This is a genomic window from Pseudonocardia hydrocarbonoxydans (genome assembly GCF_006539565.1).
GTDB lineage: Bacteria > Actinomycetota > Actinomycetes > Mycobacteriales > Pseudonocardiaceae > Pseudonocardia > Pseudonocardia hydrocarbonoxydans.
Window position 1 is genome coordinate 207,901 of sequence record NZ_BJNG01000001.1, and the last position, 26,174, is coordinate 234,074.

Sequence of the window (26,174 nt, forward strand, 5' to 3'; positions counted from 1 at the left end):
CCCCGGTGTCACCGCGCAGACCGCCGGCGGTCTGCGCGGTCACCGGGTCTGCCCGGTCGCCCGTGTCAGGCCGCGGGGATGAGGCCGTTCGGGTTCAGCACGTACTTCTTGGCCGCGCCCGCGTCGAACTCCTGGTAGCCGCGCGGGGCGTCGTCGAGGGAGAGCACCTCGGCGTTCACCGCGTCGGCGATGTGGGCCTTGTCGTGCAGGATGCTCATCATCAGGCCGCGGTTGTACTTCAGGACCGGGCACTGGCCGGTGTGCAGCGAGTGGCTCTTGGCCCAGCCCAGTCCCAGGCGCACCTTGAGGGTGCCCTGCTTGGCGTCGTCGTCGCCCGCGCCGGGGTCGCCGGTGACGTAGAGCCCGGGGATGCCCAGCGAACCGCCCGCGCGGGTCAGCGTCATGATCGAGTTGAGGACCGCGGCCGGCTGCTCACCCGCCCCGGCGCCGTGCCCGGTGGCCTCGAAGCCCACGGCGTCGACCGCGCAGTCCACCTCGTTCGTGCCCAAGATCTGGCCGACCTGGTCCTCCAGCGTGGCGTCCGCGGAGACGTCGACGGTCTCGCAGCCGAACGAGCGGGCCTGCGCGAGCCGGTCGGCGTTGAGGTCCCCGACGATGACGACGGCCGCGCCGAGCAGGTGCGCCGAGTACGCCGCCGCCAGCCCGACCGGGCCCGCGCCCGCGATGTAGACGGTGGAGCCGGTCGTCACGCCCGCGGTGTAGGCGCCGTGGTAGCCGGTGGGGAAGATGTCCGAGAGCATCGTCAGGTCGAGGATCTTCTCCAGCGCCTGGTCGCGGTCGGGGAACTTCAGCAGGTTGAAGTCGGCGAAGGGCACCATGACGTACTCGGCCTGGCCGCCCTCCCAGCCGCCCATGTCGACGTAGCCGTAGGCCGAGCCGGCCCGGCCGGGGTTGACGTTGGTGCAGATGCCGGTCTGGCCCTCGCGGCAGTTGCGGCAGCGCCCGCAGGCGATGTTGAACGGCACCGAGCAGATGTCGCCGACGTCGAGGAACTGCACGTCGCTGCCCTTCTCCACCACCTCGCCGGTGATCTCGTGGCCCAGGGTCTGCCCGGGCGGTGCGTCGGTACGACCGCGGACCATGTGCTGGTCGGAGCCGCAGATGTTGGTCGAGACCGTCCGCAGGATCACGGCGTGCTCGGCCTTGCGCGTCATGCCCATGGCCTCGGCCACCTCGGCCGGGACCTCCAGCTTCGGGGCGTCGTGGTCCTCGACCGCGACGACTCCCGGCTCCTTGTAGACGACGATCCTGTTGCCACCCATGCATTCCTCCTCATACGTCCGTGGGAGTCGACTACCCGGGGGACGGATGGGGCGAAACGGTCAGCGCCCGTAGGTGGGCTGGGTCTGCGGGTTGAACACGTCGAAGACCACGTCCTGCGCCCCCGCGATCGTCGCGTCGTCGACGGCGAGCACGTCGAGACCCTTCTGGATGTCGGAGGAGAAGACGTGGCCGTTGTACCAGTACGCCGACCACGAGCCGCCCAGCGTCAGCTCCGTGGTCGAGAGCGGCCCGCGCTCCCAGAACCCGATCTCGACGGGGTTCGCGGAGTCGGTGAAGTCCCACACCGAGACCCCGCCCTGGTACCAGGCCTGCACCATGACGTCGCGGCCCGGGACCGGGATCAGCGAGCCGTTGTGCGCGACGCAGTTCTCCTGCTCGGTCTGCAGCCGGGGGATCTTGAAGTAGCTGCGGAACTCCAGCTGCCCGTCGACGATGTCGTAGATCCCGTCCGCGCCCCGCAGCGGGCCGACGTCGGCGGTGCAGGTGGCCGCGCTGCCGCCGCCGAGCTCGTCGGTGAACACGACCTTGGTGGCGTCGTCGTTGAACGTGGCGCTGTGCCAGAACGCGAAGTTCGTGTCGTCGCGTACCCGCTCGATCACCTCCGGGTTCTCGCGGTCGGAGATGTCCATCAGCACGCCGTCGCCCATGCAGGCGCCCGCCGCGAGGTTCTTCGCCGGGTAGACGGTGATGTCGTGGCACCCGGTGGTGGTGTCGCTGCCGGGGCCGGGGTTGCCGCCGTCGGGGAACAGCACCGGCTCGGCGACGACCGCCGCGGCGGCCGGGTCGGCCAGCGGCACCTCGACGATCGAGATCCGGTCGTGCGGCGGCAGGCAGCCGAGCAGCTCCGGGGCGGGGGCGTAGGAGGAGACGTAGAGGTAGACCGACTCGCCCGCGGTGTCCGGGACGAGCGTGTGGGTGTGCGAACCGCAGGCCGTGGCCACCGAGGTCACGTAGGCCGGGTTCGCCGGGTCGGACACGTCGAAGACCTTGATCCCCTCCCAGTAGGGGAGCTGCCCCTGGTTCTGCGGGACCGCCGAGCACGTGTCGTCGCTCCAGCGGGAGTCGGTGGACAGGAACAGCAGGTCCCCGCTCACCGACACGTCGTTCTGCGAACCCGGGCACAGCACCTGGCTGACCACCCGCGGCGCGGCCGGGTCGGCCACGTCGTAGACGACGAACCCGTCGTAGTTCCCGACGTAGGCGAGGTCGCCGGAGAAGGCGATGTCCGTGCCGTAGGAGGACTCCCCGGTGAACGGCTCCTGCTTGGGCAGGTTCGCGACCTGCGTCACGTTGTCGCTGCTCACGATCTCGTCGACGGCGGGCCCGACCGGTGGCGGCGCGGGCGGGCCGGCTGCGGCGGTCCCCGGCGCGGCCACCGCCAGCGCCAGCGACACGGTGGCCGCCAGCGCGGCCCCCAGCACGGTCCGTACGCGTGCGCGCATCGTCGATCGTCCCCCGGACGGCTCAGCGGCGGGCCCCCCGACGTGCCCCCCGACCACCCCGCACTGTGCCAAGGAGGTCGGCCACGACCGAACCCCCACGCGCGAGGACCACCCGTCCGGAGCAGTGCGGGGTACCGTCGGTGTCATGCGCCGTGCCCTGCCGACCGTCGCGCTGATGGTGGCGCTGGCCGGTTGCGCGGCCGCGCCGCCGGGCCCCTCGGTGATCGTGCCGGGAGCGCCGGGGGAGCCCGCCCGGGTCGTGGACGGGGCGGAGGCGGCGCAGCGCCGCTCGCCGGTCCCGGTGTCGCCCGCCGACGTCGAGTTCGCCGCCCGGATGGTCCCGCACCACCGGCAGGCCCTGGAACTCGCGGCGCTCGCCCCGGACCGGGCCGCCGACCCCGGGGTGCGGGCCGTGGCCGAGCGGATCGCCGCCGTCCAGGGACCCGAGATCGCCGTGCTGGAGTCCTGGCTCGCCCGGCACGGCGGCGCGCACCTCCCGCACGCCGACCACGCGGCGATGCCGGGCATGGCCACCCCCGCCCAGCGCGACGAGCTGGCCGCCGCCGACGGCCCGGGGTTCGACGCGCTGTTCGTCGCCCTGATGATCGCCCATCACGAGGGCGCGCTGGAGATGGCGGCGCAGGTGCGCTCGTCCGGCACCGACCTCACCATCGCCGAGTTCGCCGACGGCGTGGTCGCCACCCAGAGCGCGGACATCGACCGCTTGCGCGGCCTGCTCCGCTGACCCGCGGTCCCGGCCCGGATCGTGGGACGGGGCATCGACGTGGTTCCCGACTCAGGTTAGCCTGCGCTCAACTTCGGGAAAGGGACCTTCAGTGCAACGACGAGACAAGCACGTGATCCGGGCGGTCGCCCTGGTGGCGGCGGGCGCCGCGTTGGTCGCCTGCGGAGGTGCCCCCGCGACGGCGCCGGCCGAGCAGACCGCGGACGGCGACGGCGTGCTGACGATCTACTCGGGACGCAACGAGGACCTGGTCGGGCCCCTGATCGCCCAGCTCGAGGCGGCCGTCGGCACCCCGGTCGAGGTCCGCTACGGCAGCACCGGAGAGATGGCCGCACAGCTGCTGGAGGAGGGCGCCGACTCGCCGGCCGACCTGTTCTTCGCCCAGGACGCCGGTGCGCTGGGCGCGGTGTCGGAGGCCGGGCTGCTGGCCCCGCTGCCCGCCGACGTCCTCGAACCCGCGCTGGAGAGCTACCGGGCCACCGACTCCACCTGGGTCGCCACCTCGGCGCGCGCCCGGGTCGTCGCCTACAACACCGACCTGGTGCCCGCGGCCGACCTGCCCACCTCGCTCGACGCCCTGCTCGACCCGCGCTGGGCCGGCCAGATCGGCATCGCGCCGTCCAACGCGTCGTGGCTGTCGTTCGTCACCGGGCTCCGGCTGATCCGCGGCGAGGACGGCGCCCGCCAGTGGCTCACCGCGTTCGCCGCCACGAACCCGCAGACCTTCGAGGGCAACGGCAACATCGTCGACGCGGTCGCGGCCGGCACGATCCAGCTCGGGCTGGTCAACCACTACTACCTCTACCAGGACCTCGCCGAGGTCGACGCCGCCACCTACCCGGTGCGCAACCACTTCGTCGCCAACGACCCGCTGGGCCTGGTCAACGTCGCGGGCGTCGGCGTCACCGCGGCGGCCGACGACCCCGGGCCCGCGCTGGAGGCGGTGCGCTTCCTGCTCTCCGCGGAGGCCCAGCAGTACCTCGTCGACTCGACCGCCGAGTACCCGGTGATCGACGGCATCACCCCGGAGCGCCAGGACGTCGACCTCGCGCCGCTGGACAGCCTCGCCGCACCGGACGTCGAGCTGGCCGACCTGTCGTCGCTGGCCGAGACCGAGACGCTGCTGCAGGAGGTCGGGCTCCTGTGAGGTCGGTGACGCCGTGACCTCGGTGGTGCAGCGCCCGGTCCCCACCACGGCCGGGCCCGCCGCCCCGACCGGGCCCGTCGCCCGGTCGCGGCGGGGCCGGGCGCCCGCGCTGCTGGTCGGGTGGGGCTCGGTGGCCGGTGTCGTCGCGCTCGTCCCGCTGGTCTACCTCGTCGTGCGGGCGCTGGAGAACGGGCCCGGGCTGTTCGTCACGGTGCTCGGGCGGCCGCGCACGCTGGAGCTGCTCGCCTCCAGCGTCCTGCTCGCCGGGTCGGTCACCGCGGTGTGCGTGGTCGTCGGGTCGCTCGCGGCCTGGCTGGTCGTGCGCACCGACCTCCCGGGGCGGCGCGTGCTCGCGGTGCTGTTCGCGCTGCCGCTGGCCGTGCCGTCCTACGTCGCGGGGTTCACCTGGATCTCCGAGTGGCCGGCGTCCGCCGGGTTCTGGGGGGCGTTCGGCGTGCTCGCGGCCGTCAGCTTCCCCTACGTGTACCTGCCGGTGGTCGGCGCGCTGCGGGCGGCCGACGGCGGGATGGAGGACGTGGCGCGCTCGCTGGGGCACGGCCCGGCGCGCGTGCTGCTCGGCGTCACGCTGCGGCAGGCGTGGCCCGCCGCCACCGCGGGCGGCCTGCTGGCGGCCCTCTACGTGCTCAGCGACTTCGGCGCGGTGTCGCTGATGCGCTACGACACCTTCACGCTCGGGATCTACACCAGCTACCGCGGCACGTTCGACCGCACGCCCGCCGCGGTGCTGGGCTGCGTGCTCGTCGCCCTGGCCGCGCTGGTCACCCTCGGCGAGGCCCGGGCCCGCGGGAGGGCCGCCCACCGGGTCGCCCGCGGCGCGGCCCGGCCGGCCGCGCCGGTGCGGCTGGGCGGCGCGCGGCTGCCGTGGCTCGCGTTCTCCGGGCTGGTCGTGGGGGTCTCGCTCGGCATCCCCGCGTGGAGCCTCACGCACTGGATGATCGTCGGGTCGTCGCTGGGGCTCGACCTGCCCGACCTCGGGGCGGCCGCCCTGGTCACCCTGCAGGTCGCGGCACTCGGGGCCCTGCTGACGACCGTCCTCGCGATCCCCGTCGGGGTGCTGGCCGCGCGCTACCGCGGCCGCGCCACCGCCGCGCTGGAGACCTCCACCTACATCGCGCACGCGCTGCCCGGCATCACCGTCGGGCTCGCGCTGGTGTTCCTGGGCATCCGGCTGCTCCCGGGCATCTACCAGGAGACCCCGCTGCTCGTGCTGGCCTACGCGGTGCTGTTCCTGCCGCTTGCCGTCGGGTCGATCCGGGCGGCCGTCGCGGCCACCCCGGCGCGGCTGGAGGAGGTGTCGCGCTCGCTGGGCCACGGCCGGGTCGCGACCCTGGCCCGGGTCACGGTCCCGCTCGCCGCGCCCGGCGTCGCCGCGGGTGCCGCACTGGTGTTCCTCACCGTGGCCAAGGAGCTGCCCGCCACCCTGCTCCTGCGCCCCACCGGCGACGACACGCTCGCCATCCGGCTCTGGACCCACACGGGCGCCGGCCAGTACGCCGCCGCCGCCCCCTATGCGATCCTGCTCGTCGTGCTCGCCGCCGTCCCCGTCCTGCTGCTCGACCGGGCCGTGCGCCGGTGACGCCGGCGCTGGTCGTCACCGGGGCATGGGCGTCCTACCCCGGCACCCCCGTCCTGCACGGGATCGACCTGACGGTGGACGCGGGGGAGCTGGTGGCCGTCCTCGGCGGGTCGGGCTGCGGCAAGACCACCCTGCTGCGGGCCATCGCCGGGTTCCACCCGCTCGACGGCGGCACCGTCGAGCTCGCCGGGCGGCTCGTCGCCGGGCCGGGGGTCGACGTCGCCCCCGAGCGTCGCGGCGTGGGCCTGGTGCCGCAGGACGGCGCGCTGTTCGGGCACCTCAGCGTGGCCGCCAACGTCGGGTTCGGGCTCGGCCGCGCGGCGCGCCGCTCCGGGCGCGTCGAGGAGATGCTGGAGCTGGTCGGGCTGCCCGGGTACGGCCCGCGCCGCCCGGCGGAGCTCTCCGGCGGCCAGCAGCAGCGCGTCGCGCTGGCCCGCGCGCTCGCCCCGGCGCCCGCGCTGGTGCTGCTCGACGAGCCGTTCACCGCGCTCGACGCCGGGCTGCGCGCCGAGGTCCGCGAGCAGGTGTGCACGGCACTGCGCGCGGCGGGCGCGGCGGCCGTCCTCGTCACCCACGACCAGCAGGAGGCGCTCGGCGCGGCCGACCGCGTCGCCGTCCTCGTGGCGGGCCGGGTCGTGCAGGCGGGCGCGCCGCACGAGCTGTACCGGACCCCGGTCGACCTCGACGTCGGCACGTTCGTCGGCGAGGCCGTCGTGCTCGCGGCGCAGGTGCACGGCGGCCGGGCCGACACCGCGCTGGGCCGCCTCGACGTCGACGGGCCGGACGGGCCGGGACGCGTCCTGCTGCGCCCCGAGCAGCTCCGGCTGCGCGACGGGGTGGCGGCCACCGTCCGCGAGGTGATCTTCCACGGGCACGACTCGACGGTGCTGGTGGAGCACGGCGGCTCGGTCCTGCGCTGCCGCACCGCCGACGGCGACCTGCCGGCGGTGGGGCAGCGCGTCGACGTGGAGGTGGCCGGTCCGGTGCTGTTCTACCCGTCCTCAGGGCAGCAGTAGGACCTTCCCGGTCGTGCGGCGGGCCTGCAGGTCCTCGTGGGCGGTGCGGGCGTCGGCCAGGGGGTAGCGGTGCCCGATGCGGACGTCGAGGGTGCCGTCGGCGACGGCGGCGTACACCGCAGCGGCCCGCGCCCGCAGCGCCTCCGGGGTGGGCACGTGGTGGAACAGCGTCGGGCGGGTGAGGAACAGCGACCCGCCGCGGTTGAGCCGCTGCGGGTCGACCGGCGGCACCGGGCCGCTGGCCGCGCCGAACAGGACGAGCATCCCGCGCACGCGCAGGGAGTCGAGGCTGGCGTCGAAGGTGGTCTTCCCGACGCTGTCGTAGACCACGGCGACGCCGGTGCCGCCGGTGAGGGCGCGCACGTCGCCCGCGAGGTCGTCGGTCTCGGTGTAGCGGATCACCTCCGCCGCGCCCGCGCCGCGGGCCAGCTCCTCCTTCTCCGGCGTGGAGACGGTGCCGATCACCCGGGCGCCCTTCGCCGTCGCGAGCTGGGTGAGCAGCAGGCCGACGCCGCCCGCCGCGGCGTGCACGAGCACGTCGTCACCGGCCTGGACGGGGTAGGTGTCGTGCACGAGGAAGTGGGCCGTCATGCCCTGCAGCAGCGCGCCGACCGCCACGTCGTCGGCCACCCCGTCGGGCACCGGGACCGCCTTCGCCGCCTCGACGACGACGAGCTCGGCGTAGCTGCCCAGCTGCTCGCACCAGGCCACCCGGTCGCCGACGGCGACGTCCTCGACGCCCGCGCCCAGCGCCCGGACCCGCCCGGCGCCCTCCATCCCCGGCACGTAGGGCAGGGTCATCGGGTAGATGCCCTCGCGCTGGTAGGTGTCGATGAAGTTGACGCCCGCCGCCGCGACCTCGACGAGGATCTGGCCGGGGCCGGGAGCCGGGTCGTCGAGCTCGGTGGGGGTCAGGACGTCGGGGCCGCCGGCCTCGGTGATCTGGATCGCGCGCACGGCCAGATCATGGCCCGGTGAGGGCCGGTCGCGCATCCCGGGTGTCCACCGGGGCGCCGGTGCGCGCGACGGTGCCGAACCACAGCGTCGCGGCCGCGGCCGTGACCAGCCCGGCGCCCAGCACGTGCAGCACCACCAGCACCTCCGGGACGCCGACGGCGTACTGCACGCCGCCGAGCACCCCCTGGGCCAGCACCACGGCGACCAGCACCCGGAACCGGCGCACCAGCGCGGCGGGGGCCGCGACCGCGTGCAGGGCGAACCCGAGCCCGACCAGCAGTCCGAGGTAGCCGAAGAGCAGCTCGGCGTGCAGCTGGGCCATGGGCTCCACCCCGAGCCCCAGCCGCGGGGTCTCGGCGTCACCGGCGTGCGGCCCGGCCGCGGTGACGAGCGTGCCGGCCACGAGCACCGCGGCCAGCAGCACCGAGGCGACGCCGACGAGCGTGCGGATCGGGCGGGGCACCAGGAGCCGCGCCGGGCCGTCGCCCTCGCCGGTGGCGAGGACGAGCGCCGCGGAGAGCCAGACCAGCCCGGCCGACACCATGAAGTGCAGGGCCACCCCGCCCCACGCCAGGTCGGTGAGGACCGTGACGCCCCCGATCACGGCCTGGGCGACGATCCCGGCCGGCATCACCGCGGCCAGCAGCGTCAGCCGCCTGCGCCGGGGCCGGGTGCCCAGTGCGGCGAGCAGGACCAGCCCGGCCACCAGGACCAGCACGAACGTCAGCAGCCGGTTGCCGAACTCCACCCACTGGTGCAGCGGCGCCACGTCGGCGTTCGAGACCGGCACCATGCTGCCGGGAAAGCACTCCGGCCACCCCGGGCAGCCCAGCCCGGAGCCGGTGACCCGCACCGTCACCCCGGTGACCATGATCCCGACCTGCGCCACCAGGTTCGCGACCGCGAGCCTGCGCAGGGTGGTGGCCGAGGTGACGGGAAGCCGGTCGAGAAGACTCACCCCCCGATCGTATGCCGCCCTGCCCCACCCCCACCCGCCCGCTCACCCCGTCGCACCCCCCTCGTGGCCGGTCGCACACCCGGTTGCTCCCCGCACAGGTCGCAGCCCGTGCGAGGAGCCGGTGGGCGTGCGAGCAGGGGTGCCCGCATGGGAGAGGGGCCCGGTGGGCCGGGTGCCGCGGCATGCGTCGGCGTCGTCGCACGCCGTGTGGTCGCTCGCACGGGTCCCAGCCTCTGCGAGGAGCCGGTCCGCGTGCGAGCGCCGGGAGTCAGCGCCGGGAGTCAGGGGCGGAAGGTGCGGCGGAGGCGGGCGGCGGTGGGGGCGAAGGGGTCGAGGTCGGACCAGCCCCAGCGGACCGCGCCGAGGTCCTCGCCCCGCATCGCGTCCTCGCGCCGCTTCTCCGCGTAGACGACGTCGCGGGCGGTCGTGCCGGACGGGACGAGCCGCCCGTACTTCTCGCGGCCGTCGAACTCGCCGAAGGTCCGCAGGCCCGGCCAGCCGAAGTCGGCGCGCCCCAGCAGGACACCGGCGGTGGACCACACCTCCCACTGCAGCACGGGCTCCGGGATGCCGGCGTGCATCATCGCGACCCGGCTGCGGGACTCGCCGACGCTCTCGCTCCCCCACCGTGCGAAGGCCAGCGCCCGCCGGGCGGCCGGGACGCCGGGCCGGCCCCGCGCGGTGGCGAGCGCGAGATCCAACTCCTCCCGGGTGACCGACCGGCGCCACAACGCGGCGTCCGCGACGACCACGGCCTGCTCGAAGCCGACCTGCCGCGCCACGTCGACGAGGGTCCGGGGCAGCGAGGTGACGGCGAGGCCGCCGACGGTCACGATCTCGCCCGGCTCCAGTGGTGCCGCGTGGACGTGCAGGTTCCCGGTGAGCCGCGCACCCGACCGTCGCGCGCGGGTCATCTGCACCCGGCGCAGCGGATCGCCCCAGACCGGCAGCCCGTGGAGCACGGCCGCCGAGAGGTGGCTGACCACGGCATCCGGGGACACCTGCCCGACGGCGGCCCGGACCTCCACGGCGTGGCGGGCCTCCGGCCGGTCCGACAGGGCACCGGGCCGGGAGTAGGCGCCGCGGCGCACGAGGCACAGCTCGCCGCGGCGCCGCCGGCCGCGGATCTCGGAATCGTCGAACCCGTGGGCGAGGAGTTCGCGGCGGGTCAGGAGCCGGGCGTCGTCGATGTGCACGGACGCAGGATGGGACGGCCGGGGCCCCGGACGGGGGCGAACGCGGCAACCTGTGGACAACCCGGGTCGCGTCGTCCCCCGTCGCACAGGTTCCGGGCGCTCGCACCGGTTGCACCCTCTGCGACGCGCCGCCGGGTGTGCGACGGGCCGCGGGTCAGCGCAGGCGGACCAGGCGGGTGGCCGCCAGCGTCGCCACCGCGGCCCACGCCACGAGCACCAGCACCGGGGTCAGGCCGGGGGGTGCGCCGGTGGTCAGGACCGTGCGCAGGCCCTCGGCGAGGGCACCGGAGGGGAGCGCGGTCGCCACCGCGGCCAGCGGCCCGGGCAGCTGCGACACCGGGACGACGATGCCCCCGGCCAGCAGCAGCACGAACCACACCACGTTGGCGACGGCGAGGGTGACCTCCGCGCGCAGCGTGCCGCCGAGCAGGATGCCCAGCGCCCCGAACGCGGCCGACCCCAGCAGCACCAGCAGCACCGCCCAGGCCAGGCCGGTCGCGGCGGGCCGCCAGCCCAGGACGGCGGCCAGTGCCCCGAGCACCACCATCTGCACGGCGACGATCCCGAGCACGGCGGCCAACCGGCCCGCGACCAGCAGCCAGCGGGGCAGCGCGGTGGCCGCGAGGCGCCGGATGACCCCGTAGCGGCGGTCGAAACCGAGGGCGATGGCCTGCCCGGTGAAGGCCGTGGACATCACCGCGAGCGCCAGCACCCCCGGTGTGACGGAGTCGACCCGCGGCTCGGGCAGCGCCACCAGGTCCAGCAGGGTGAGCCCGACCAGTAGCACGACCGGGATGAGCAGCGTGAGCAGCACCTGCTCGCCGTTGCGCAGGGCCAGCCGCAGCTCCGTGCCGGCCTGGGCGGCGAGCATCCGGCCGGGTGCGCCCGCCCCGGGGCGCGGGGTGAAGGTGCCGGGGACGAAACGGTCCGGCGGCGACGAGTGCATCGCGGAGGTCATGTGCGCAGCTCCCGGCCGGTCAGTTCGAGGAACACGTCCTCCAGGCTGCGTCGTGCGACCTGCACGTCGTCGGCCAGCGCGCCCTGCTCGGCGCACCACGAGGTGATCACCGACAGCACCGACGGGTCGATGCGGCCCTGCACGAGGTAGCGCCCGGCGATGGGCTCGGCGGCGCCGTAGCCCTCGGGGAGGGCGGTGCGCAGCCCGTCGAGGTCCATGCCGGCGCGGGCCCGGAAGCGCAGCTCCTGCTGCTCGCCCGCGGTGAGGACGGCGGGTGAGCCGTGCGCGACGACGCGGCCGTGGTCGACGATCACCACGTCGTCGGCCAGCGCCTCGGCCTCCTCCATCAGGTGCGTGGTGAGCAGCACCGCCACCCCGTCGCGGCGCAGCGCGGAGATGAGGTCCCAGACCAGGCGGCGGCCCTGGGGGTCCATGCCGGCCGTCGGCTCGTCGAGGAACACCAGCTCCGGGCGCCCGACGACGGCGCAGGCGAGCGCGAGCCGTTGCTGCTGCCCGCCGGAGAGGCGCTTGTAGGGGGTGCGGCCGCAGGCGTCGAGCCCCAGCACCCCGGACAGCCAGCCGACGTCGAGGGGGTGCGCCGCGCAGGCCGCGACGACCCGCAGCATCTCCCGGGCGTGCACCCCGGGGTAGGCGCCACCGCCCTGCGGCAGCACCCCGATCCGGGCGCGCAGCGCGTCGGGCGCCCCGGCCGGGTCGACGCCGAGCACGCGCACCTCGCCCGCGTCGGCGCGGGCGAACCCGGTGCACACGTCGACGGTGGTGGTCTTGCCCGCGCCGTTGGGCCCGAGCAGGGCGAGCACGGAGGCGGCGGGCAGGTCCAGGTCGAGCCCGTCCACCGCGGTGGTGCGGCCGTAGCGCTTGACCAGACCACGCACGGACACGGCGGGTTGCGGACTCACGGGAGGTGAGTCTAGAGAGGTGCCCCGGGCCGGGCCTGCGGGCGACCCGCCGGGACGCGCCCCGGCCACGCGTCGACGTCGACGCCGGTGCGCCCGACCAGGCTGCGCCGCACCACGAGCAGCGCGAGCGCGAGCACCAGCAGCCCCGCGACGATGGACATCGGGAGCTGGTAGGCCCGGAAGTTGAAGTCGGCCCCGGTGGGCGGCACGACGATCGCGAGGATCCCGGAGATCACCAACATCGCCCGGCGCGCCCGGGGCATCGCCCGGGTGGCGGCGAGCGGGATGACCGCCCACAGCAGGTACCAGGGGTGCACGATCGGGCTGAGCAGCACCACCGCGCCCATCCCGGCGGCCATGCCGGTGATCGCGTCGACCCGGCCCCGGAGCACGGCGAGCATCAGCCAGCCGGCCAGCAGGGCGGCCACCACGATCCCGCCGGCGCGGGTGAGGGAGAGCACGGCGTCGGTGTGGTCGCCCAGTCCGCCGAGGATGCCGACCTGCCCGCCGAGCAGCCCCAGGTCGGTGGAGACCGAGAGCCAGCTGCGGATCAGGCTCGGCGCGTCGAGCGCGCTGAGCCAGGCCACGCCCAGGCCCGTGCCGTAGCCGAAGACCGCGTAGATCACCGCCGCGATGGCGGTGTAGACCGTCGTCGCGATCGCGACGTCGCGCACCCGCCCGCCGCGCCGGCGCGCCCACTCGATGCCCAGGAACCCCAGCGCGAGCAGCGCGGGCAGCTTGACCGCCGAGGCGAGCACGATCAGCACCCCGCCGCCCAGGAAGTGCGGATCCCACCACCGCTCGCCCGCACGCAGCCCCACCTCGAAGCCGACGAGCATGAGCCCGACCATGAGCGACTCGTTGTGCATGCCGCTGACCAGGTGGAACAGCACCAGGGGATTGGCGACGCCGAGCCACATCGCCAGCCCGACGTCGAGCCCGCAGCGCCGCGCCAGCTTGGGCAGTACCCACACGATCATCGCCACGCCGACCAGCGCCAGCGCCCGGTGCGCGAACACCCCCGCGACGATGTCGTTGCCGGTGAGCGCGGTGATGCCGCGGCCGAGCACGAGGAAGAACGGGCCGTACGGGGCGCCGGTGTCGCGCCAGATCGTGGGGATCGAGCGCACCAGCGGGTCGTCGACGCCGAAGGCCTCGGCCGGGCCGAGCGTGTACGGGTCGAGCCCGCGGGCGAGCGTGGCGCTCTGGGCGAGGTAGCTGTAGACGTCGCGGGAGAACAACGGCGGGGCCAGCGCGAGCGGGAGGGCCCACAGCGCGGCGGTGCGGGCGAGCTGCCCCGGCGTGGGGGCGGGCGCGACGGCGCCGTTGTTGCGCAGCATCTTGCCGATCCACAGCCAGGCGAGCACGACCATGCCGATGCCGGCGTAGGTGAGCGCGATGGCGACGGTGGCGTTGCGGCTGGGCAGGCTGAGCACCCGGATGCCGAACAGCGGGTTGGGGACGGGCAGGGCCCCGGCCCCGAGCGCGCCCCCGGCCATCAGCAGGGCGCCGGTGAGCCCGAGCAGCCGCGCGGTGCGGCTGGGATCGCGCGGCGCGGGCGGGCGTGGGCCCTCGCCCACGATCGCGTCGTCCACCCCGGGTGCGGCCATGGCGGCAGCGTATCGAGGGGGTACGACGGTGAGGCGCCTCACCCGGGGAGGGGGGCGGTTTTGCCGTCGGCGCGGATATAGGCAACACTGGCGTTGTGAAAAGCACCGGAACGCCCACGGGCGATCTTCGCGTGCCCACCCAGGCCGGGGCGGTGGTCCCGGTCCAGGCGGGAGGGCCCGTCGACGGCCGCACCCGCGAGGCGGTCGCCCGCCTGCTGATGGAGCAGGGCCCGGTCACCGCCGCGCAGGTCGCCACGGCACTGGAGCTGTCCTCGCCCGCCGTCCGCCGCCACCTCGACGCCCTGCTCGCCGACGGCGAGGCCGAGTGCCGCGAGGCCACCCGCCGCGGGCCCCGCGGCCGGGGCCGACCGGCCCGGCAGTACCTGCTCACCGACGCCGGCCGCGCCCGCTTCGGGCACAACTACGACGACCTCGCCGTCGCCGCGTTGCGCTACCTGGCCCAGCACGGCGGTCCCGACGCGGTGCAGGGCTTCGCCCAGAGCCGCGTCGAGGAGCTGCTCGGCGACGGGCTCGCGCAGATCGAGGCCGCGCAGGGCCCGGACGCGCGCACCCACGCGCTGGCCACCGTGCTCACCGCCCGGGGCTACGCGGCCCAGGCGCGGGAGGGCGGCCACGGCGTCCAGCTCTGCCAGCACCACTGCCCGGTCGCGCACGTCGCGGCCGAGTTCCCGGCCCTGTGCGAGGCCGAGACCCACGCGTTCGCGGAGCTGCTCGGTACCCACGTACAGCGCCTCGCGACCATCGCCCGCGGAGACTCCGCGTGCACCACCCACGTTCCGCTGGACGCACCCGAGGTCCGGCGGAGGGCAACCACCACGATCCCGAGAGGGAGGCAGTCCGAATGACGACCGCTCCTGAAGCACTCACCCAGGAGGAGACGCTCGCGACGCTCGGCCGCTACGACTTCGGCTGGAGTGACCCGGACGCCGCTGGCGCCACGGCACGTCGCGGCCTGTCCGCGGACGTCGTCGCCGACATCTCCGCGCTGAAGTCCGAGCCGCAGTGGATGCTCGACTTCCGCCTCAAGGCCCTGGACATGTTCGACAAGAAGCCGATGCCGCGCTGGGGTTCCGACCTCTCGGGCATCGACTTCGACAACATCAAGTACTTCGTGCGCTCGTCGGAGAAGCAGGCGGCCACCTGGGAGGACCTGCCCGCCGACATCAAGAACACCTACGACAAGCTGGGCATCCCCGAGGCCGAGAAGGCCCGCCTGGTGTCCGGTGTGGCGGCGCAGTACGAGTCCGAGGTCGTCTATCACTCGATCCGCGAGGACCTCGAGGAGCAGGGGGTGATCTTCCTGGACACCGACACGGCGCTCAAGGAGCACCCCGAGATGTTCCAGGAGTACTTCGGCTCGGTCATCCCCTCGGGCGACAACAAGTTCTCCGCGCTCAACTCCGCGGTGTGGTCGGGCGGGTCGTTCATCTACGTGCCGCCGGGCGTGCACGTCGACATCCCGCTGCAGGCCTACTTCCGGATCAACACCGAGAACATGGGCCAGTTCGAGCGCACGCTGATCATCGTCGACGAGGGTGCCTACGTGCACTACGTCGAGGGCTGCACGGCGCCGATCTACAGCTCCGACTCGCTGCACTCCGCGGTCGTGGAGATCATCGTGAAGAAGGGCGGCCGGTGCCGCTACACGACGATCCAGAACTGGTCGAACAACGTCTACAACCTGGTGACCAAGCGGGCCAAGGCCGAGGCGGGCGCCACCATGGAGTGGGTCGACGGCAACCTCGGCTCCAAGGTCACGATGAAGTACCCGGCCGTCATGCTGATGGGCGAGTACGCCAAGGGTGAGGTGCTCTCCATCGCGTTCGCGGGCGAGGGCCAGCACCAGGACGCCGGCGCGAAGATGACGCACCTGGCGCCGCACACGTCCTCGACGATCATCTCCAAGTCGGTGGCCCGCGGCGGCGGTCGCACGTCCTACCGCGGGCTCGTGCGCGTCAACCCGAACGCGCACCACTCCCGGTCCACGGTCAAGTGCGACGCGCTGCTCGTCGACACGATCAGCCGGTCCGACACCTACCCCTACGTCGACGTCCGCAACGACGACGTGTCGATGGGTCACGAAGCCACCGTGTCCAAGGTGAGCGAGGACCAGTTGTTCTACCTGATGAGCCGTGGGCTCACCGAGGACGAGGCCATGGCCATGGTCGTGCGCGGGTTCGTCGAGCCCATCGCGCGCGAGCTGCCCATGGAGTACGCACTGGAACTGAACCGGCTCATCGAGCTGCAGATGGAGGGGTCGGTCGGATGACCGAGGTTGCCGGGCTCGCACCAGAACTGGCGGGCGCGAAGAAGGGCATGGGCTCCAAGCCGCTGGCGAGCGCCAGCGAGCGGTTCACCTCCTATGACGTGGAGGCCTTCGAGGTCCCCAGCGGTCGCGAGGAGAACTGGCGCTTCACCCCGCGGCGCCGCCTGCGCGGGCTGTGGGAGACCACGACGTTCGACGCGGCACCCACGGTCACCGTGTCCGAGGGGGCGACGGTCGAGACCGTCGGCCGCGACGACGCGCGGATCGGGGAGGGCGGCGTCCCCGCCGACCGCATCGCCGCGGCGGCGTGGTCGGCGTTCACCGAGGCCACCGTGGTGACGCTGGACGGCACGCCCGACCCGGTCACCGTGAGCGTCACCGGTCCCGGTGAGGGCGTCGTCGCGGCCGGGCACGTGCAGATCCGCACCACGCCGCACACGGTCGCCACCGTCGTCGTCGAGAACACCGGTTCCGGCACGCTGGCCGACAACCTCGAGGTCGTCGTCGCCGACGGCTCGACGCTGCACCTCGTGGTCACCGAGGAGTGGGCCGACGACGCCGTGCACGCCGGCGCGCACCACTTCTCGATCGGCCGCGACGCCACGCTGCGCGGGGTCGCCGTGCAGTTCGGCGGCGATCTGGTGCGCATCGTGTCGACGGTCAACTACCGCGGCCCCGGCGGCGACGCCGAGCTGCTCGGGCTGGGCTACGCCGACGCCGGGCAGCACCTGGAGCAGCGGCTGCTGGTCGACCACGGTGTCCCGCACTGCACGTCCAACGTGCTCTACAAGAACGCGCTGCAGGGCGACGGGGCGCACACCGTCTGGATCGGCGACGTGCTGATCCGGGCGGCCGCGGAGCAGACCGAGACCTTCGAGCTCAACCGCAACCTGGTGCTCACCCCCGGCGCCCGCGCCGACTCGGTGCCGAACCTGGAGATCGAGACCGGCGAGATCGTCAGCGCCGGGCACGCCAGCGCCACCGGTCGCTTCGACGACGAGCAGCTGTTCTACCTGCAGAGCCGCGGCATCCCCGAGGACGCGGCGCGACGGCTCGTCGTCCGCGGCTTCTTCGGCGAGATCCTGTCCAAGATCACCCTCCCCGAGCTGCGGGAACGGCTGGAGGCGGCCGTCGAGGCCGAGCTCGCCGTCACCGGCGTCTGACCCACCACCACACGGAGCGATTCACACATGTCCACCTTGGAGATCAAGGACCTGCACGTCTCGATCGCGGTCGACGGCGGCACCAAGGAGATCCTCACCGGCGTGAACCTCACGATCCGCGGGGGCGAGACCCACGCGATCATGGGGCCGAACGGCTCGGGCAAGTCGACGCTCGCCTACGCGATCGCCGGGCACCCGAAGTACGAGGTCACCAGCGGCGAGATCCTGCTCGACGGCGTCGACGTCCTGTCGATGACGGTCGACGAGCGCGCCCGCGCCGGGTTGTTCCTCGCCATGCAGTACCCCGTCGAGGTCCCCGGCGTGTCCACCGCCAACTTCCTGCGCTCCGCGGCCACCGCGGTCCGCGGCGAGGCCCCGAAGCTGCGCCTGTGGGTCAAGGAGGTCAAGGCCGCGATGAGCGACCTCGACATCGACCCGGCGTTCGTCGACCGCAACGTCAACGAGGGCTTCTCCGGCGGGGAGAAGAAGCGCCAGGAGGTGCTGCAGCTCTCGCTGCTCAAGCCGAAGTTCGCGGTGCTCGACGAGACCGACTCCGGCCTCGACGTCGACGCCCTGCGCGTGGTGTCCGAGGGCGTCAACCGCTACCGCGAGGGCGGCGAGACCGGCGTCCTGCTGATCACGCACTACACGCGGATCCTGCAGCACATCACCCCCGACGTCGTGCACGTGTTCGCCGGCGGCAAGGTCGTCGAGTCCGGCGGCCCCGAGCTGGCCGACGAGCTCGAGAAGAACGGGTACGTGCGCTTCACCCAGCCCGCCGCCGTCTGATGTCGCTCGACGTCACCAAGATCCGGGGTGACTTCCCGATCCTCGCGCGCACCGTGCGCGGGGGTCGGCCCCTGGTCTACCTCGACTCCGGGGCCACCGCGCAGCGGCCGCGCCAGGTGCTCGACGCCGAGCGCAGCTTCCTGGAGCAGCACAACGCGGCCGTGCACCGGGGCGCGCACCAGCTCGCCGAGGAGGCCACCGACGCCTACGAGTCGGCCCGCGCGCGGATCGCCGCGTTCGTCGGGGCCGACCCGGGCGAGGTGGTGTTCACCAAGAACGCCACCGAGGGGATCAACCTGGTCGCGTACGCCCTGTCCAATGCTTCTTCGGGGTGCAACGCCGCGGGGTTCCCCGGCGCGGAGCGCTTCGAGATCGCCGCGGGTGACGAGATCGTCGTCACCGGGCTGGAGCACCACGCCAACCTCGTGCCGTGGCAGGAGCTGTGCCGACGCACCGGTGCGGTGCTGAAGTGGTTCGAGGTCGGCGAGGACGGCCGGCTCGACCTCGACAGCGACCCGATCACCCCGCGCACGAAGATCGTCGCGTTCGCGCACCAGTCCAACGTGCTCGGCACCGTGCTCCCGGTCGAGGAGCTGGTGCGGCGGGCGCGCGCGGTGGGTGCACTGGTGCTGCTCGACGCCTGCCAGTCGGTGCCGCACATGCCGGTCAACCTCACCGAGCTGGGCGTCGACTTCGCGGTGTTCTCCGGGCACAAGATGCTCGGTCCGTCGGGGGTCGGCGTGCTCTACGGGCGTGCCGAGCTGCTGGCGGCGATGCCGCCGTTCCTCACCGGCGGGTCGATGATCGAGATGGTGCGGATGGAGGGGTCGACCTACGCCCCGCCGCCGCAGCGTTTCGAGGCCGGGGTGCCGATGACGTCGCAGGCCGTGGGCCTGGCGGCGGCCGTCGACTACCTGGGCGAGATCGGCATGGACGTCGTGCACGCCCACGAGCTGGAGCTCACCGCGCTGGCGATCGAGGGGCTGTCCGCGATCCCGGGGGTGCGGATCCTGGGCCCGACCACGACCGAGGACCGCGGCGGCGCCGTGGCGTTCGTCGTCGACGGGGTGCACGCGCACGATGTCGGCCAGGTGCTCGACGACCGTGGCGTGGCGATCCGGGTGGGCCACCACTGCGCGTGGCCGCTGCACCGGCGCTTCGGGGTGGCCGCCACGGTGCGCGCGTCGTTCCACGTCTACAACACCCCGGACGAGGTCACCGCACTGGTGCAGGGCGTGCAGGCGGCCCGCGAGTTCTTCGGAGTGAGCTAGTGCAGCTGGAGCAGATGTACCAGGAGATCATCCTGGACCACTACCGCACCCCGCACGGCGCCGGGCTGCGCGAGCCGTACGACGCCGAGTCGATGCAGATCAACCCCACCTGCGGCGACGAGATCACGCTGCGGGTGAAGCTCGACGGCGACACCGTCGCCGAGGTCTCGCACGAGACGCTGGGCTGCTCGATCAGCCAGGCGTCGGCGTCGGTGCTCACCGACCTCGTCGTCGGCCGCTCGGTCGAGGACTCCCTGCGCATCCTCGGCGCGTTCCAGGAGATGGCGCAGGGCCGGGGCAAGGTCGAGCCCGACGAGGACGTCCTCGGCGACGGCGTCGCATTCGCCGGCGTCGCGAAGTACCCGGCGCGCGTCAAGTGCGCACTGCTCGGGTGGATGGCGTTCAAGGACGCGGTCATCCGGAGCGAGCGAAGCGATTCCCAGGAGGCAACAGCATGAGCGAGACCACCGACGACGTCGTGCGCGGTGCGGCGGGCATGCCCGAGCCGCCCGCCACGACCGGCGACCCCTCGGTCGACGACCTCGAGGAGGCCATGCGTGACGTGGTCGACCCCGAGCTGGGCATCAACGTCGTCGACCTGGGCCTGGTGTACGGCATCGCGGCCACCGACGGCGTCGCCACCATCGACATGACCCTGACCAGCGCGGCCTGCCCGCTCACCGACGTCATCGAGGAGCAGACCCGCTCCGCGCTGACCGGCGGCGGCAACGGCGGCCTGGTGAACGACATCAAGATCAACTGGGTCTGGATGCCGCCGTGGGGTCCGGAGAAGATCACCGAGGACGGCCGCGAGCAGCTGCGGGCCCTCGGCTTCCGCGTCTGAGCCCCGCGCGAACGGCACGTTCACCCGACGACCTCGGGTGAACGTGCCGTTCGTCTAGGCGGGGGTGGGCCGGGACGCTACGGCTGCACTGCGTTGGCCCGGATCACGTCGGCGTAGAACAACGCGCTGTCCTTCACCGTGCGCTCCTGCGTGGTGTAGTCGACGTGCACGATCCCGAAACGCTTGCCGTAGCCCCAGGCCCACTCGAAGTTGTCGAGCAGCGACCACACGCAGTACCCGACGACGGGCGCGCCCGCGGTGATCGCGGCGTGCACGGCCGCGATGTGGGTGCGCAGGTACTCGCGGCGGTCCGGGTCGGCCACGCGGCCGTCCGGGCCGACGACGTCGGGGAACGCGGCCCCGTTCTCGGTGACCAGCAGCTCCAGGCCGGGGGCCTCGCGGGCCATCCGCACCAGTAGCTCGGTCATCCCGCGCGGGTCGATGCCCCACCCCATGTCGGTGGTGCGCCCGGAGCGTCGCGGGAACTCGACGTCGTCACAGGCGATCCACGGGCTCGCCGCCCCGTCGCCGTGGCCGTCGGCGTACTCCCTGGGCCGCTCGCGCGTCCAGTGCCGCACGACGGTGGGGGAGTAGTAGTTCACCCCCAGCACGTCCACGCCGCCCGCGGCGATCAGGTCCAGGTCACCGGGTCGCACGAACCCCCAGTCGGTGACGCCCGCGGTGTCGGCCAGCACGTCGTCGGGGTAGTGCCCGCGCAGCAGGGGGTCGAGGAACACCCGGTTCTGCAGCCCGTCGACGCGGCGGGCGGCGTCGGCGTCGAGCGCCGAGCCGGTCTCCGGCCGCACCCACACCAGGTTCAGGCTGATCGACACCCGGGCGTCCGGGGCGGCCCGGCGGACCGCGGCCGCACCGAGGCCGTGGGCCAGGTTGAGGTGGTGCACGGCGGCCAGCGCCGCGGCGTCGGAGGTGCGGCCGGGCGCGTGCACGCCGCTGGCATAGCCCAGGTAGGCGCTGCACCACGGCTCGTTGAGCGTGATGAACAGCCGCACCCGGTCGCCCAGCGCCGCCGCGACCACGCCCGCGTACTCGGCGAACCGCTCCGCCGTGGCCCGCGACGTCCAGCCGCCCGCGTCCTCCAGGGCCTGCGGGAGGTCCCAGTGGTAGAGCGTGACGGCCGGGGTGATGCCCGCGGCCAGCAGGGCGTCGACGAGGTCGGAGTAGAACGCCAGCCCGTCGGGGTTCACCGGGCCCAGCGCGTCCGCGGTGACCTGCGGGGTGATCCGCGACCAGGACACCGAGAACCGGTAGGAGGTGAGCCCGAGCCGGGCCATCAGCGCCACGTCGTCGCGGAAGCGGTGGTAGTGGTCGACGGCGACGTCACCGGTGTCGCCACCGGCGACCCGTCCGGGGGTGTGGGAGAAGACGTCCCAGATCGACGGGGTGCGCCCGCCCTCGTCGACGGCCCCCTCGATCTGGTAGGCGGCGGTCGCCGAGCCCCACAGGAAGCCGGTGGGGAACGTCAGCGGCGCGGTCACCGCGACGGGGTGGGTGGTGGTCACGCGGGTCATCCCTTCACGGCGCCGGCGATGATGCCGCCGACGATCTGACGGCCGAGCAGCAGGAAGACCACGATCACCGGCAGCGTCCCGACGAGGGTGCCCGCCATGATCACCGAGGTGTCCGGGACGTACCCGCTGCCGAGATTGTTGAGCGCCACCTGCACGGTGGGGTTGGTCGAGTTGAGCGTGATGACGGGCCAGAAGAAGTCGTTCCAGGCCGTCATGAACGTGAGCATCGCGAGCACGGCCATGCCCGGGCGGGCGATCGGCAGCACGATGGAGACGAAGGTCCGCAGCGAGGTGGCCCCGTCGACGCGGGCCGCGTCGAGCAGCTCGTCGGGCAGCGCCTGTACCAGGTACTGGCGCATGAAGAACACCCCGAACGCGGCCACCAGCGACGGCAGGATCACCGAGCTGAGCTCGCCGGCCAGCCCGAGGTTCGCCATGAGCGCGTAGAGCGGGACGACGCCCAGGCTGGGCGGGATCATCATGGTCCCCAGCGCGACGGCGAACAGCGCCGACCGCCCGCGGAACCGCAGCTTCGCGAACGCGAACCCGGCCAGCGTGCACAGCAGCACCGTGCTGGCGGTGACCACGCCGGAGACGATCGTCGAGTTCAGCAGCGCGAGCCCGATGTCCTGCGACTCGACCGCCTTGGCGATGTTGGACCACAGGTCCGGGCCGGGCGTGAGCGGCGGAGGGGTCCGGTTCATCTCCGCCATCGGCCGGCTGGCCGCGACGACCATGTAGTAGAAGGGCACCAGGAACACGAACGCGGTGACGCAGAGCAGCACGTAGGTCAGCGGGCCCGCCGAGTCGTTGCGGCGCAGGCGCCCGCGCGCGGGCACCCGGGTGGCGGGCGTGACCGGGGGACGCTCCAGGGTGGCGGTCACGTCGCCCTCCGCTTCGCGATCCGGGTGTTGACCAGTACCAGCACGATGATCAGCAGGAAGGTCACCCAGGCGACGGTGGCCGCGCGGCCGAGGCTGCCGTAGGTCCAGCCCTGCTGGTACATGAACAGCCCGAGCGTCTGGTACTGCCCGAGCGCGCCGCCGTCGGGCTTGCCGCCGCCGAAGATCAGCGGCTCGCCGAACAGCTGGCTGGCCCCGATCGTCGACACGACGACGGTGAACAGGATCGTGGGCCGCAGGCCGGGCAGCGTCACGTGCCGGAACTGCTGCCAGCGGCTCGCCCCGTCGAGCGCGGCGGCCTCGTAGAGGTCCTGGCTGATCGACTGCATGCCGGCCAGGTAGATCAGCGCGTTGTAGCCGGTCCACCGCCAGATGACGATCACCGAGATGGCGAGCTGGGCGGTCCAGTCGCCGTTGCGCCAGTCCACGGCGTCCACGCCGACGATCCCGAGCAGCCAGTTGACCGCCCCGGCGTCGCGCCCGAACAGCTGCGCGAACACCAGCGCCGCGGCCGCCACCGACGTCGCGTAGGGCATGATCATCGACACGCGGAAGAACGTGCGCCCGCGCATCCGGTAGTGCAGCAGGTGCGCCAGGCCCAGGGCCAGCGCGAGCTGCGGCACCGTCGACAGCACGCCGATCGTGAAGGTCTTCCACAGCGCGTTGTAGAACGCCGGGTTGGACAGCAGCCAGGCGTAGTTCTCCAGGCCGAGCCACTCCATCTCCGAGCCGAGCCGGTAGGAGTGCAGGCTGATCCACGCGGTGTGCACCAGCGGGAACAGCCCGAACGCGGCGAAGAGCAGGAAGAACGGGGCCACGTAGGCGTACGGGGCGGAGCGCTCCTCGACCCGGAAGAGCCGGGCGCGCCACGGGGTCCCCGCCCCCGGGGGCGCGGTGCGCTCCCCGGGGACGGGACGCTGGACGGTCGGCACGCTCAGCCGACCTGGTTCGTGACGTCGGCCAGCGCGGCGGTCCAGGCGTCCGCGGGGGCGACCCCGTTGGCCTCCACCGACAGCAGTGCCTGCACCATCGCGCTCTTGATCACGCCGTCCTGCGGGCCGAGGATCTGCACGGGCGCGTTGGTCGAGGACGCGGAGAAGATCTGCCCGATCGGGGCGTCGTTGAACCAGGGGTCGGTGGCGTCGCCGACCATCTCGATCGCCGCCGTCGTCGACGGGAAGTTGCCGACCGAGGCGAACACCTCGGCCTGCTGCTCGGGCGCGGTGAGCCAGGCGATCAGCTTCGCGGCCTCCTCGACGTTCTCGCTGGCGGCGGGGATGCCCAGGTAGGCGCCGCCCCAGTTGCCGCCCGCTCCGCCGGGCAGGGTCGTGACGTTCCACAGCCCGGCCCCGGCGTCACCGGCCTTGCCCTTGATGTAGCCGATCATCCAGGAGGGGCAGGCGATGGTCGCGAAGCTGCCGGAGGCGAACCCGGCGTCCCACCCGGGGTCGACGAACTGCTCCAGGCGGGCGGTGAGCCCGGCCTGCCCGGCGGCGGCGGCGGTGTCGAAGGCGGCGCGCACCGCGGGGTTGGAGTCGTGCACCAGCGCCCCGGAGGCGTCGTAGTAGATCTCCTGCTCGGTGGAGACGATCGCGTTGTAGAACCCGCCCGCGGAGTCCATCCACGCGCTGCCCGCGGGCGCGGCGGCCTGGTACTCGCGGCCGAGCGCGACGTAGTCGTCCCAGGTCTGCATGCGCGCGGCCAGCGCGGTGGGCTCCGTGGGCAGCCCGGCCTGGCCGAGCAGGTCGGTGCGGTAGCAGATGCCCATCGGGCCGATGTCGGTGCCGAGGCCGAGCACGGCGCCGTCGGCGGTGGTGGCGGCGGGCTCTTTCCACTCGACGTAGTTGCCGATCGCCGAGGCCGCCGGGGTGTCGCGCAGGTCGGTCCACAGGTCCGCCTGGTTGGTGACGACGTCGGCGATGCGGGCGACCTCGATGCCCTGGACGTCGGCGACACCGCTGCCCGAGGCGAGCCGGGTCTGCAGCGCGGGCCAGTAGGTGTCCTCGCCCTGGGTCGACTCGTAGGTGATGGTGACGCCGGGGTTCTCGGCCTCGTAGCGGTCGAACAGGCCGACCTCCTCGTAGCCGAAGGTGCCGAACAGGCCCACGGTCAGTTCCACCGTGCCGTCGTCGGCGTTCCCGCTGCCGCCGCCCCCGCAGGCGGCCAGCAGGAGCGTGCCCGCCACGGCGGTGGCGAGGGCGGTCGTGGTCGTGCGTCGAGGGGTCGGGCGTCCGGTCATCTCGATGTCCTCCTGGGCCGGCGGCGTCGTCGGCGGTGGACGGGCTCGTGAGAGCGCGCTCACACCGTGGGCAGAGCGTGGCCCCGATCGGGTGAGAAGTCAAGAGAGCGCTCTCACGAGGCCCGTGAGAGCGTCAGGCGGAGTCGCGGCGCACGATCTCCGTCGGCAGGATCACCGGTGCCTGCGGCTCCCCGCCGTGGGTGATCTGGTCGAGCAGCAGCGTGGCCAGCGTCCGGCCCATCTCGACCATCGGCTGGCGGACGGTCGTCAGCGCGGGCTGCGCCGACGCGGCGATCGCGGAGTCGTCGAACCCGACCACCGCCAGGTCCTCGGGCACGCGGCGGCCCAGCTCCCTGGCGGCCTGCAGGGCACCCGCGGCCATCAGGTCGTTCGCGGCGAACACCCCGTCGATCGCGGGGTCGGCGGCGAGCAGGTCGAGCATCGCGCGGCGCCCCCCGACGATGCTGAAGTCGCCGTCGGCCGAGCCCGCGTCGACGACGTCGTGGGCGGCCAGCTCGGCCCGGAACCCGTCGACCCGGTCGACCGAGGCGGCCATGTCCAGCGGGCCGGTGATCGTCGCGATCCGCCGCCTGCCCTGCTGGGCCAGCAGCCGCACCGCGGCCATCGCGCCGCCCACGTTGTCGGCGTCGACGTAGGTGAGCGGGGTGCGTGACTCGTGCGCGAACGGCCGCCCGGACAGCACGACCGGCACCCCGGCGTCCTGCAGCCGCCGCGGCAGCGGGTCGTCGCCGTGCAGGGAGACCAGGATGGCGCCGTCGAGGTGACCGCCGAGCGCGAACCGCTCGAAGCGCTGCCGCTCGGTGTCGTCGCGGCTCACGACGGTGAAGACGAGCTGCATGTCGTGCTGGGCCACCACGGCGTGGGCCCCGTGCAGGACCTGCGAGAAGTAGGGGTCGGCGAAGAAGCGGTCCTCGGACTCGGCGACGACGAACGCGATCGAGTCGCTGCGCCGGGTCATCAGCGAGCGCGCCGCCCGGTTGGTGACGTAGCGCAGCTCCGCGGCCGCCCGCAGCACCGCCTCGCGCGCCTGCGGCCCGACCGTCGTCGACCCGGACAGCACGCGGCCCGCCGTCGCGCGCGAGACCCCGGCGCGCCGCGCCACGGACTCCAGGGTGGGCGCGCCACCGCCGTTCCGCCCCGCCATCGGTCCTCCTTCGGTGGTCCAGGGGACATCGTGGCAGGTGCGGGGCCGGCCGGACCGCGCGGCGCGGCGGGCCCGGCCGCCGGACCCCACGCGCACCCACCGGCCCCGCGCGCACCCTCGACGGTGCGCGCGCG

24 protein-coding genes are annotated in these 26,174 nt (G+C 73.8%); 11 read left to right on the top strand and 13 right to left on the bottom strand.

Annotation, left to right across the window (positions count from 1 at the left end):
* Window positions 1-65 precede the first annotated feature (65 nt).
* Together fdhA and PHY01_RS00965 are read right to left on the bottom strand one after the other, a co-directional pair.
* On the bottom strand, window positions 66-1,283 hold the full coding sequence (fdhA, locus tag PHY01_RS00960) for a formaldehyde dehydrogenase, glutathione-independent (protein WP_141276244.1): 1,218 nt from the start codon (window positions 1,281-1,283) through the stop codon (window positions 66-68).
* Window positions 1,284-1,343: 60 nt separating this feature from the next.
* A complete protein-coding gene (locus tag PHY01_RS00965; protein WP_141276245.1) occupies window positions 1,344-2,747 on the bottom strand; it encodes an LVIVD repeat-containing protein in 1,404 nt (467 codons plus the stop codon).
* Window positions 2,748-2,892: 145 nt separating this feature from the next.
* Between PHY01_RS00965 and PHY01_RS00970 the strand changes: the two genes are divergently transcribed.
* The 4 genes from PHY01_RS00970 (at window position 2,893) to PHY01_RS00985 (ending at window position 7,252) form a co-directional block, all read left to right on the top strand.
* Window positions 2,893-3,492, top strand: a complete 600-nt coding sequence (locus PHY01_RS00970) for a DUF305 domain-containing protein (RefSeq protein ID WP_218029951.1) — start codon at window positions 2,893-2,895, stop codon at window positions 3,490-3,492.
* 91 nt (window positions 3,493-3,583) lie between these two features.
* Window positions 3,584-4,639, top strand: a complete 1,056-nt coding sequence (locus PHY01_RS00975) for an extracellular solute-binding protein (RefSeq protein WP_246085593.1) — start codon at window positions 3,584-3,586, stop codon at window positions 4,637-4,639.
* A gap of 13 nt (window positions 4,640-4,652) precedes the next feature.
* The gene (locus tag PHY01_RS00980) at window positions 4,653-6,236 is read left to right on the top strand and encodes an ABC transporter permease (RefSeq protein WP_246085594.1); all 1,584 of its coding nucleotides are present in this window, start codon (window positions 4,653-4,655) and stop codon (window positions 6,234-6,236) included.
* Window positions 6,233-7,252 carry an ABC transporter ATP-binding protein gene (locus PHY01_RS00985; protein WP_246085595.1) on the top strand — a complete coding sequence of 340 codons (1,020 nt, stop codon included), beginning with the start codon at window positions 6,233-6,235 and terminating at the stop codon, window positions 7,250-7,252. Before PHY01_RS00980 ends, PHY01_RS00985 begins: the two co-directional genes overlap by 4 nt.
* Here PHY01_RS00985 and PHY01_RS00990 read toward each other — a convergent pair.
* The 6 genes from PHY01_RS00990 to mptB all read right to left on the bottom strand — a co-directional run bounded on the left by PHY01_RS00990 (window position 7,238) and on the right by mptB (window position 13,851).
* The gene (locus tag PHY01_RS00990) at window positions 7,238-8,245 is read right to left on the bottom strand and encodes a quinone oxidoreductase family protein (protein WP_141276246.1); all 1,008 of its coding nucleotides are present in this window, start codon (window positions 8,243-8,245) and stop codon (window positions 7,238-7,240) included. The two genes, PHY01_RS00985 and PHY01_RS00990, sit on opposite strands and share 15 nt — an antisense overlap.
* Window positions 8,217-9,167 (bottom strand): COX15/CtaA family protein, encoded by a 951-nt coding sequence (locus PHY01_RS00995; protein ID WP_246085596.1) that lies wholly within the window; start codon window positions 9,165-9,167, stop codon window positions 8,217-8,219. Before PHY01_RS00995 ends, PHY01_RS00990 begins: the two co-directional genes overlap by 29 nt.
* A 281-nt stretch (window positions 9,168-9,448) precedes the next feature.
* Entirely contained in the window at window positions 9,449-10,363 is a 915-nt protein-coding gene (locus tag PHY01_RS01000) for a hypothetical protein (protein WP_141276247.1), read from the bottom strand.
* A gap of 154 nt (window positions 10,364-10,517) precedes the next feature.
* Window positions 10,518-11,321 (bottom strand): ABC transporter permease, encoded by an 804-nt coding sequence (locus PHY01_RS01005; RefSeq protein WP_141276248.1) that lies wholly within the window; start codon window positions 11,319-11,321, stop codon window positions 10,518-10,520.
* Window positions 11,318-12,241: an ABC transporter ATP-binding protein gene (locus PHY01_RS01010; protein ID WP_141276249.1), complete on the bottom strand. Its 924-nt coding sequence runs from the start codon at window positions 12,239-12,241 to the stop codon at window positions 11,318-11,320. Before PHY01_RS01010 ends, PHY01_RS01005 begins: the two co-directional genes overlap by 4 nt.
* 11 nt (window positions 12,242-12,252) lie before the next feature.
* Window positions 12,253-13,851, bottom strand: coding sequence for a polyprenol phosphomannose-dependent alpha 1,6 mannosyltransferase MptB (mptB, locus tag PHY01_RS01015; protein WP_141276250.1), 1,599 nt, complete (start codon window positions 13,849-13,851; stop codon window positions 12,253-12,255).
* A gap of 131 nt (window positions 13,852-13,982) precedes the next feature.
* Between mptB and PHY01_RS01020 the strand changes: the two genes are divergently transcribed.
* The 7 genes from PHY01_RS01020 to PHY01_RS01050 are packed head-to-tail and all read left to right on the top strand — an operon-like array spanning window position 13,983 to window position 20,205.
* A complete protein-coding gene (locus PHY01_RS01020) occupies window positions 13,983-14,717 on the top strand; it encodes a helix-turn-helix transcriptional regulator (protein WP_246085597.1) in 735 nt (244 codons plus the stop codon).
* Window positions 14,714-16,141, top strand: coding sequence for a Fe-S cluster assembly protein SufB (sufB, locus tag PHY01_RS01025; protein ID WP_141276251.1), 1,428 nt, complete (start codon window positions 14,714-14,716; stop codon window positions 16,139-16,141). The genes PHY01_RS01020 and sufB overlap by 4 nt, the downstream gene beginning before the upstream one ends.
* A gap of 47 nt (window positions 16,142-16,188) precedes the next feature.
* Window positions 16,189-17,301, top strand: a complete 1,113-nt coding sequence (sufD, locus tag PHY01_RS01030) for a Fe-S cluster assembly protein SufD (protein ID WP_174824070.1) — start codon at window positions 16,189-16,191, stop codon at window positions 17,299-17,301.
* Between the two features lie 27 nt (window positions 17,302-17,328).
* Complete coding sequence (sufC, locus tag PHY01_RS01035; protein ID WP_141276253.1) at window positions 17,329-18,090, top strand: Fe-S cluster assembly ATPase SufC; 762 nt, start codon at window positions 17,329-17,331, stop codon at window positions 18,088-18,090.
* Complete coding sequence (locus PHY01_RS01040) at window positions 18,090-19,361, top strand: cysteine desulfurase (protein WP_141276254.1); 1,272 nt, start codon at window positions 18,090-18,092, stop codon at window positions 19,359-19,361. The genes sufC and PHY01_RS01040 overlap by 1 nt, the downstream gene beginning before the upstream one ends.
* A complete protein-coding gene (gene sufU / locus PHY01_RS01045) occupies window positions 19,361-19,819 on the top strand; it encodes a Fe-S cluster assembly sulfur transfer protein SufU (protein ID WP_141276255.1) in 459 nt (152 codons plus the stop codon). The genes PHY01_RS01040 and sufU overlap by 1 nt, the downstream gene beginning before the upstream one ends.
* Window positions 19,820-19,857: 38 nt before the next feature.
* Window positions 19,858-20,205: a metal-sulfur cluster assembly factor gene (locus PHY01_RS01050; protein WP_246085610.1), complete on the top strand. Its 348-nt coding sequence runs from the start codon at window positions 19,858-19,860 to the stop codon at window positions 20,203-20,205.
* 77 nt (window positions 20,206-20,282) lie between these two features.
* Here the strand turns inward: PHY01_RS01050 and PHY01_RS01055 are convergent, their stop codons facing one another.
* From PHY01_RS01055 to PHY01_RS01075, 5 genes are all read right to left on the bottom strand, one after another.
* Window positions 20,283-21,734, bottom strand: a complete 1,452-nt coding sequence (locus PHY01_RS01055; RefSeq protein WP_141276257.1) for a GH1 family beta-glucosidase — start codon at window positions 21,732-21,734, stop codon at window positions 20,283-20,285.
* Complete coding sequence (locus tag PHY01_RS01060) at window positions 21,731-22,618, bottom strand: carbohydrate ABC transporter permease (protein ID WP_246085598.1); 888 nt, start codon at window positions 22,616-22,618, stop codon at window positions 21,731-21,733. The genes PHY01_RS01055 and PHY01_RS01060 overlap by 4 nt, the downstream gene beginning before the upstream one ends.
* Window positions 22,615-23,568, bottom strand: coding sequence for a carbohydrate ABC transporter permease (locus PHY01_RS01065; protein ID WP_246085599.1), 954 nt, complete (start codon window positions 23,566-23,568; stop codon window positions 22,615-22,617). Before PHY01_RS01065 ends, PHY01_RS01060 begins: the two co-directional genes overlap by 4 nt.
* A gap of 2 nt (window positions 23,569-23,570) precedes the next feature.
* Entirely contained in the window at window positions 23,571-24,875 is a 1,305-nt protein-coding gene (locus PHY01_RS01070) for an ABC transporter substrate-binding protein (RefSeq protein ID WP_141276314.1), read from the bottom strand.
* A 133-nt stretch (window positions 24,876-25,008) separates the two neighbouring features.
* Window positions 25,009-26,040: a LacI family DNA-binding transcriptional regulator gene (locus PHY01_RS01075; RefSeq protein ID WP_141276258.1), complete on the bottom strand. Its 1,032-nt coding sequence runs from the start codon at window positions 26,038-26,040 to the stop codon at window positions 25,009-25,011.
* Between the last annotated feature and the right edge of the window lie 134 nt (window positions 26,041-26,174).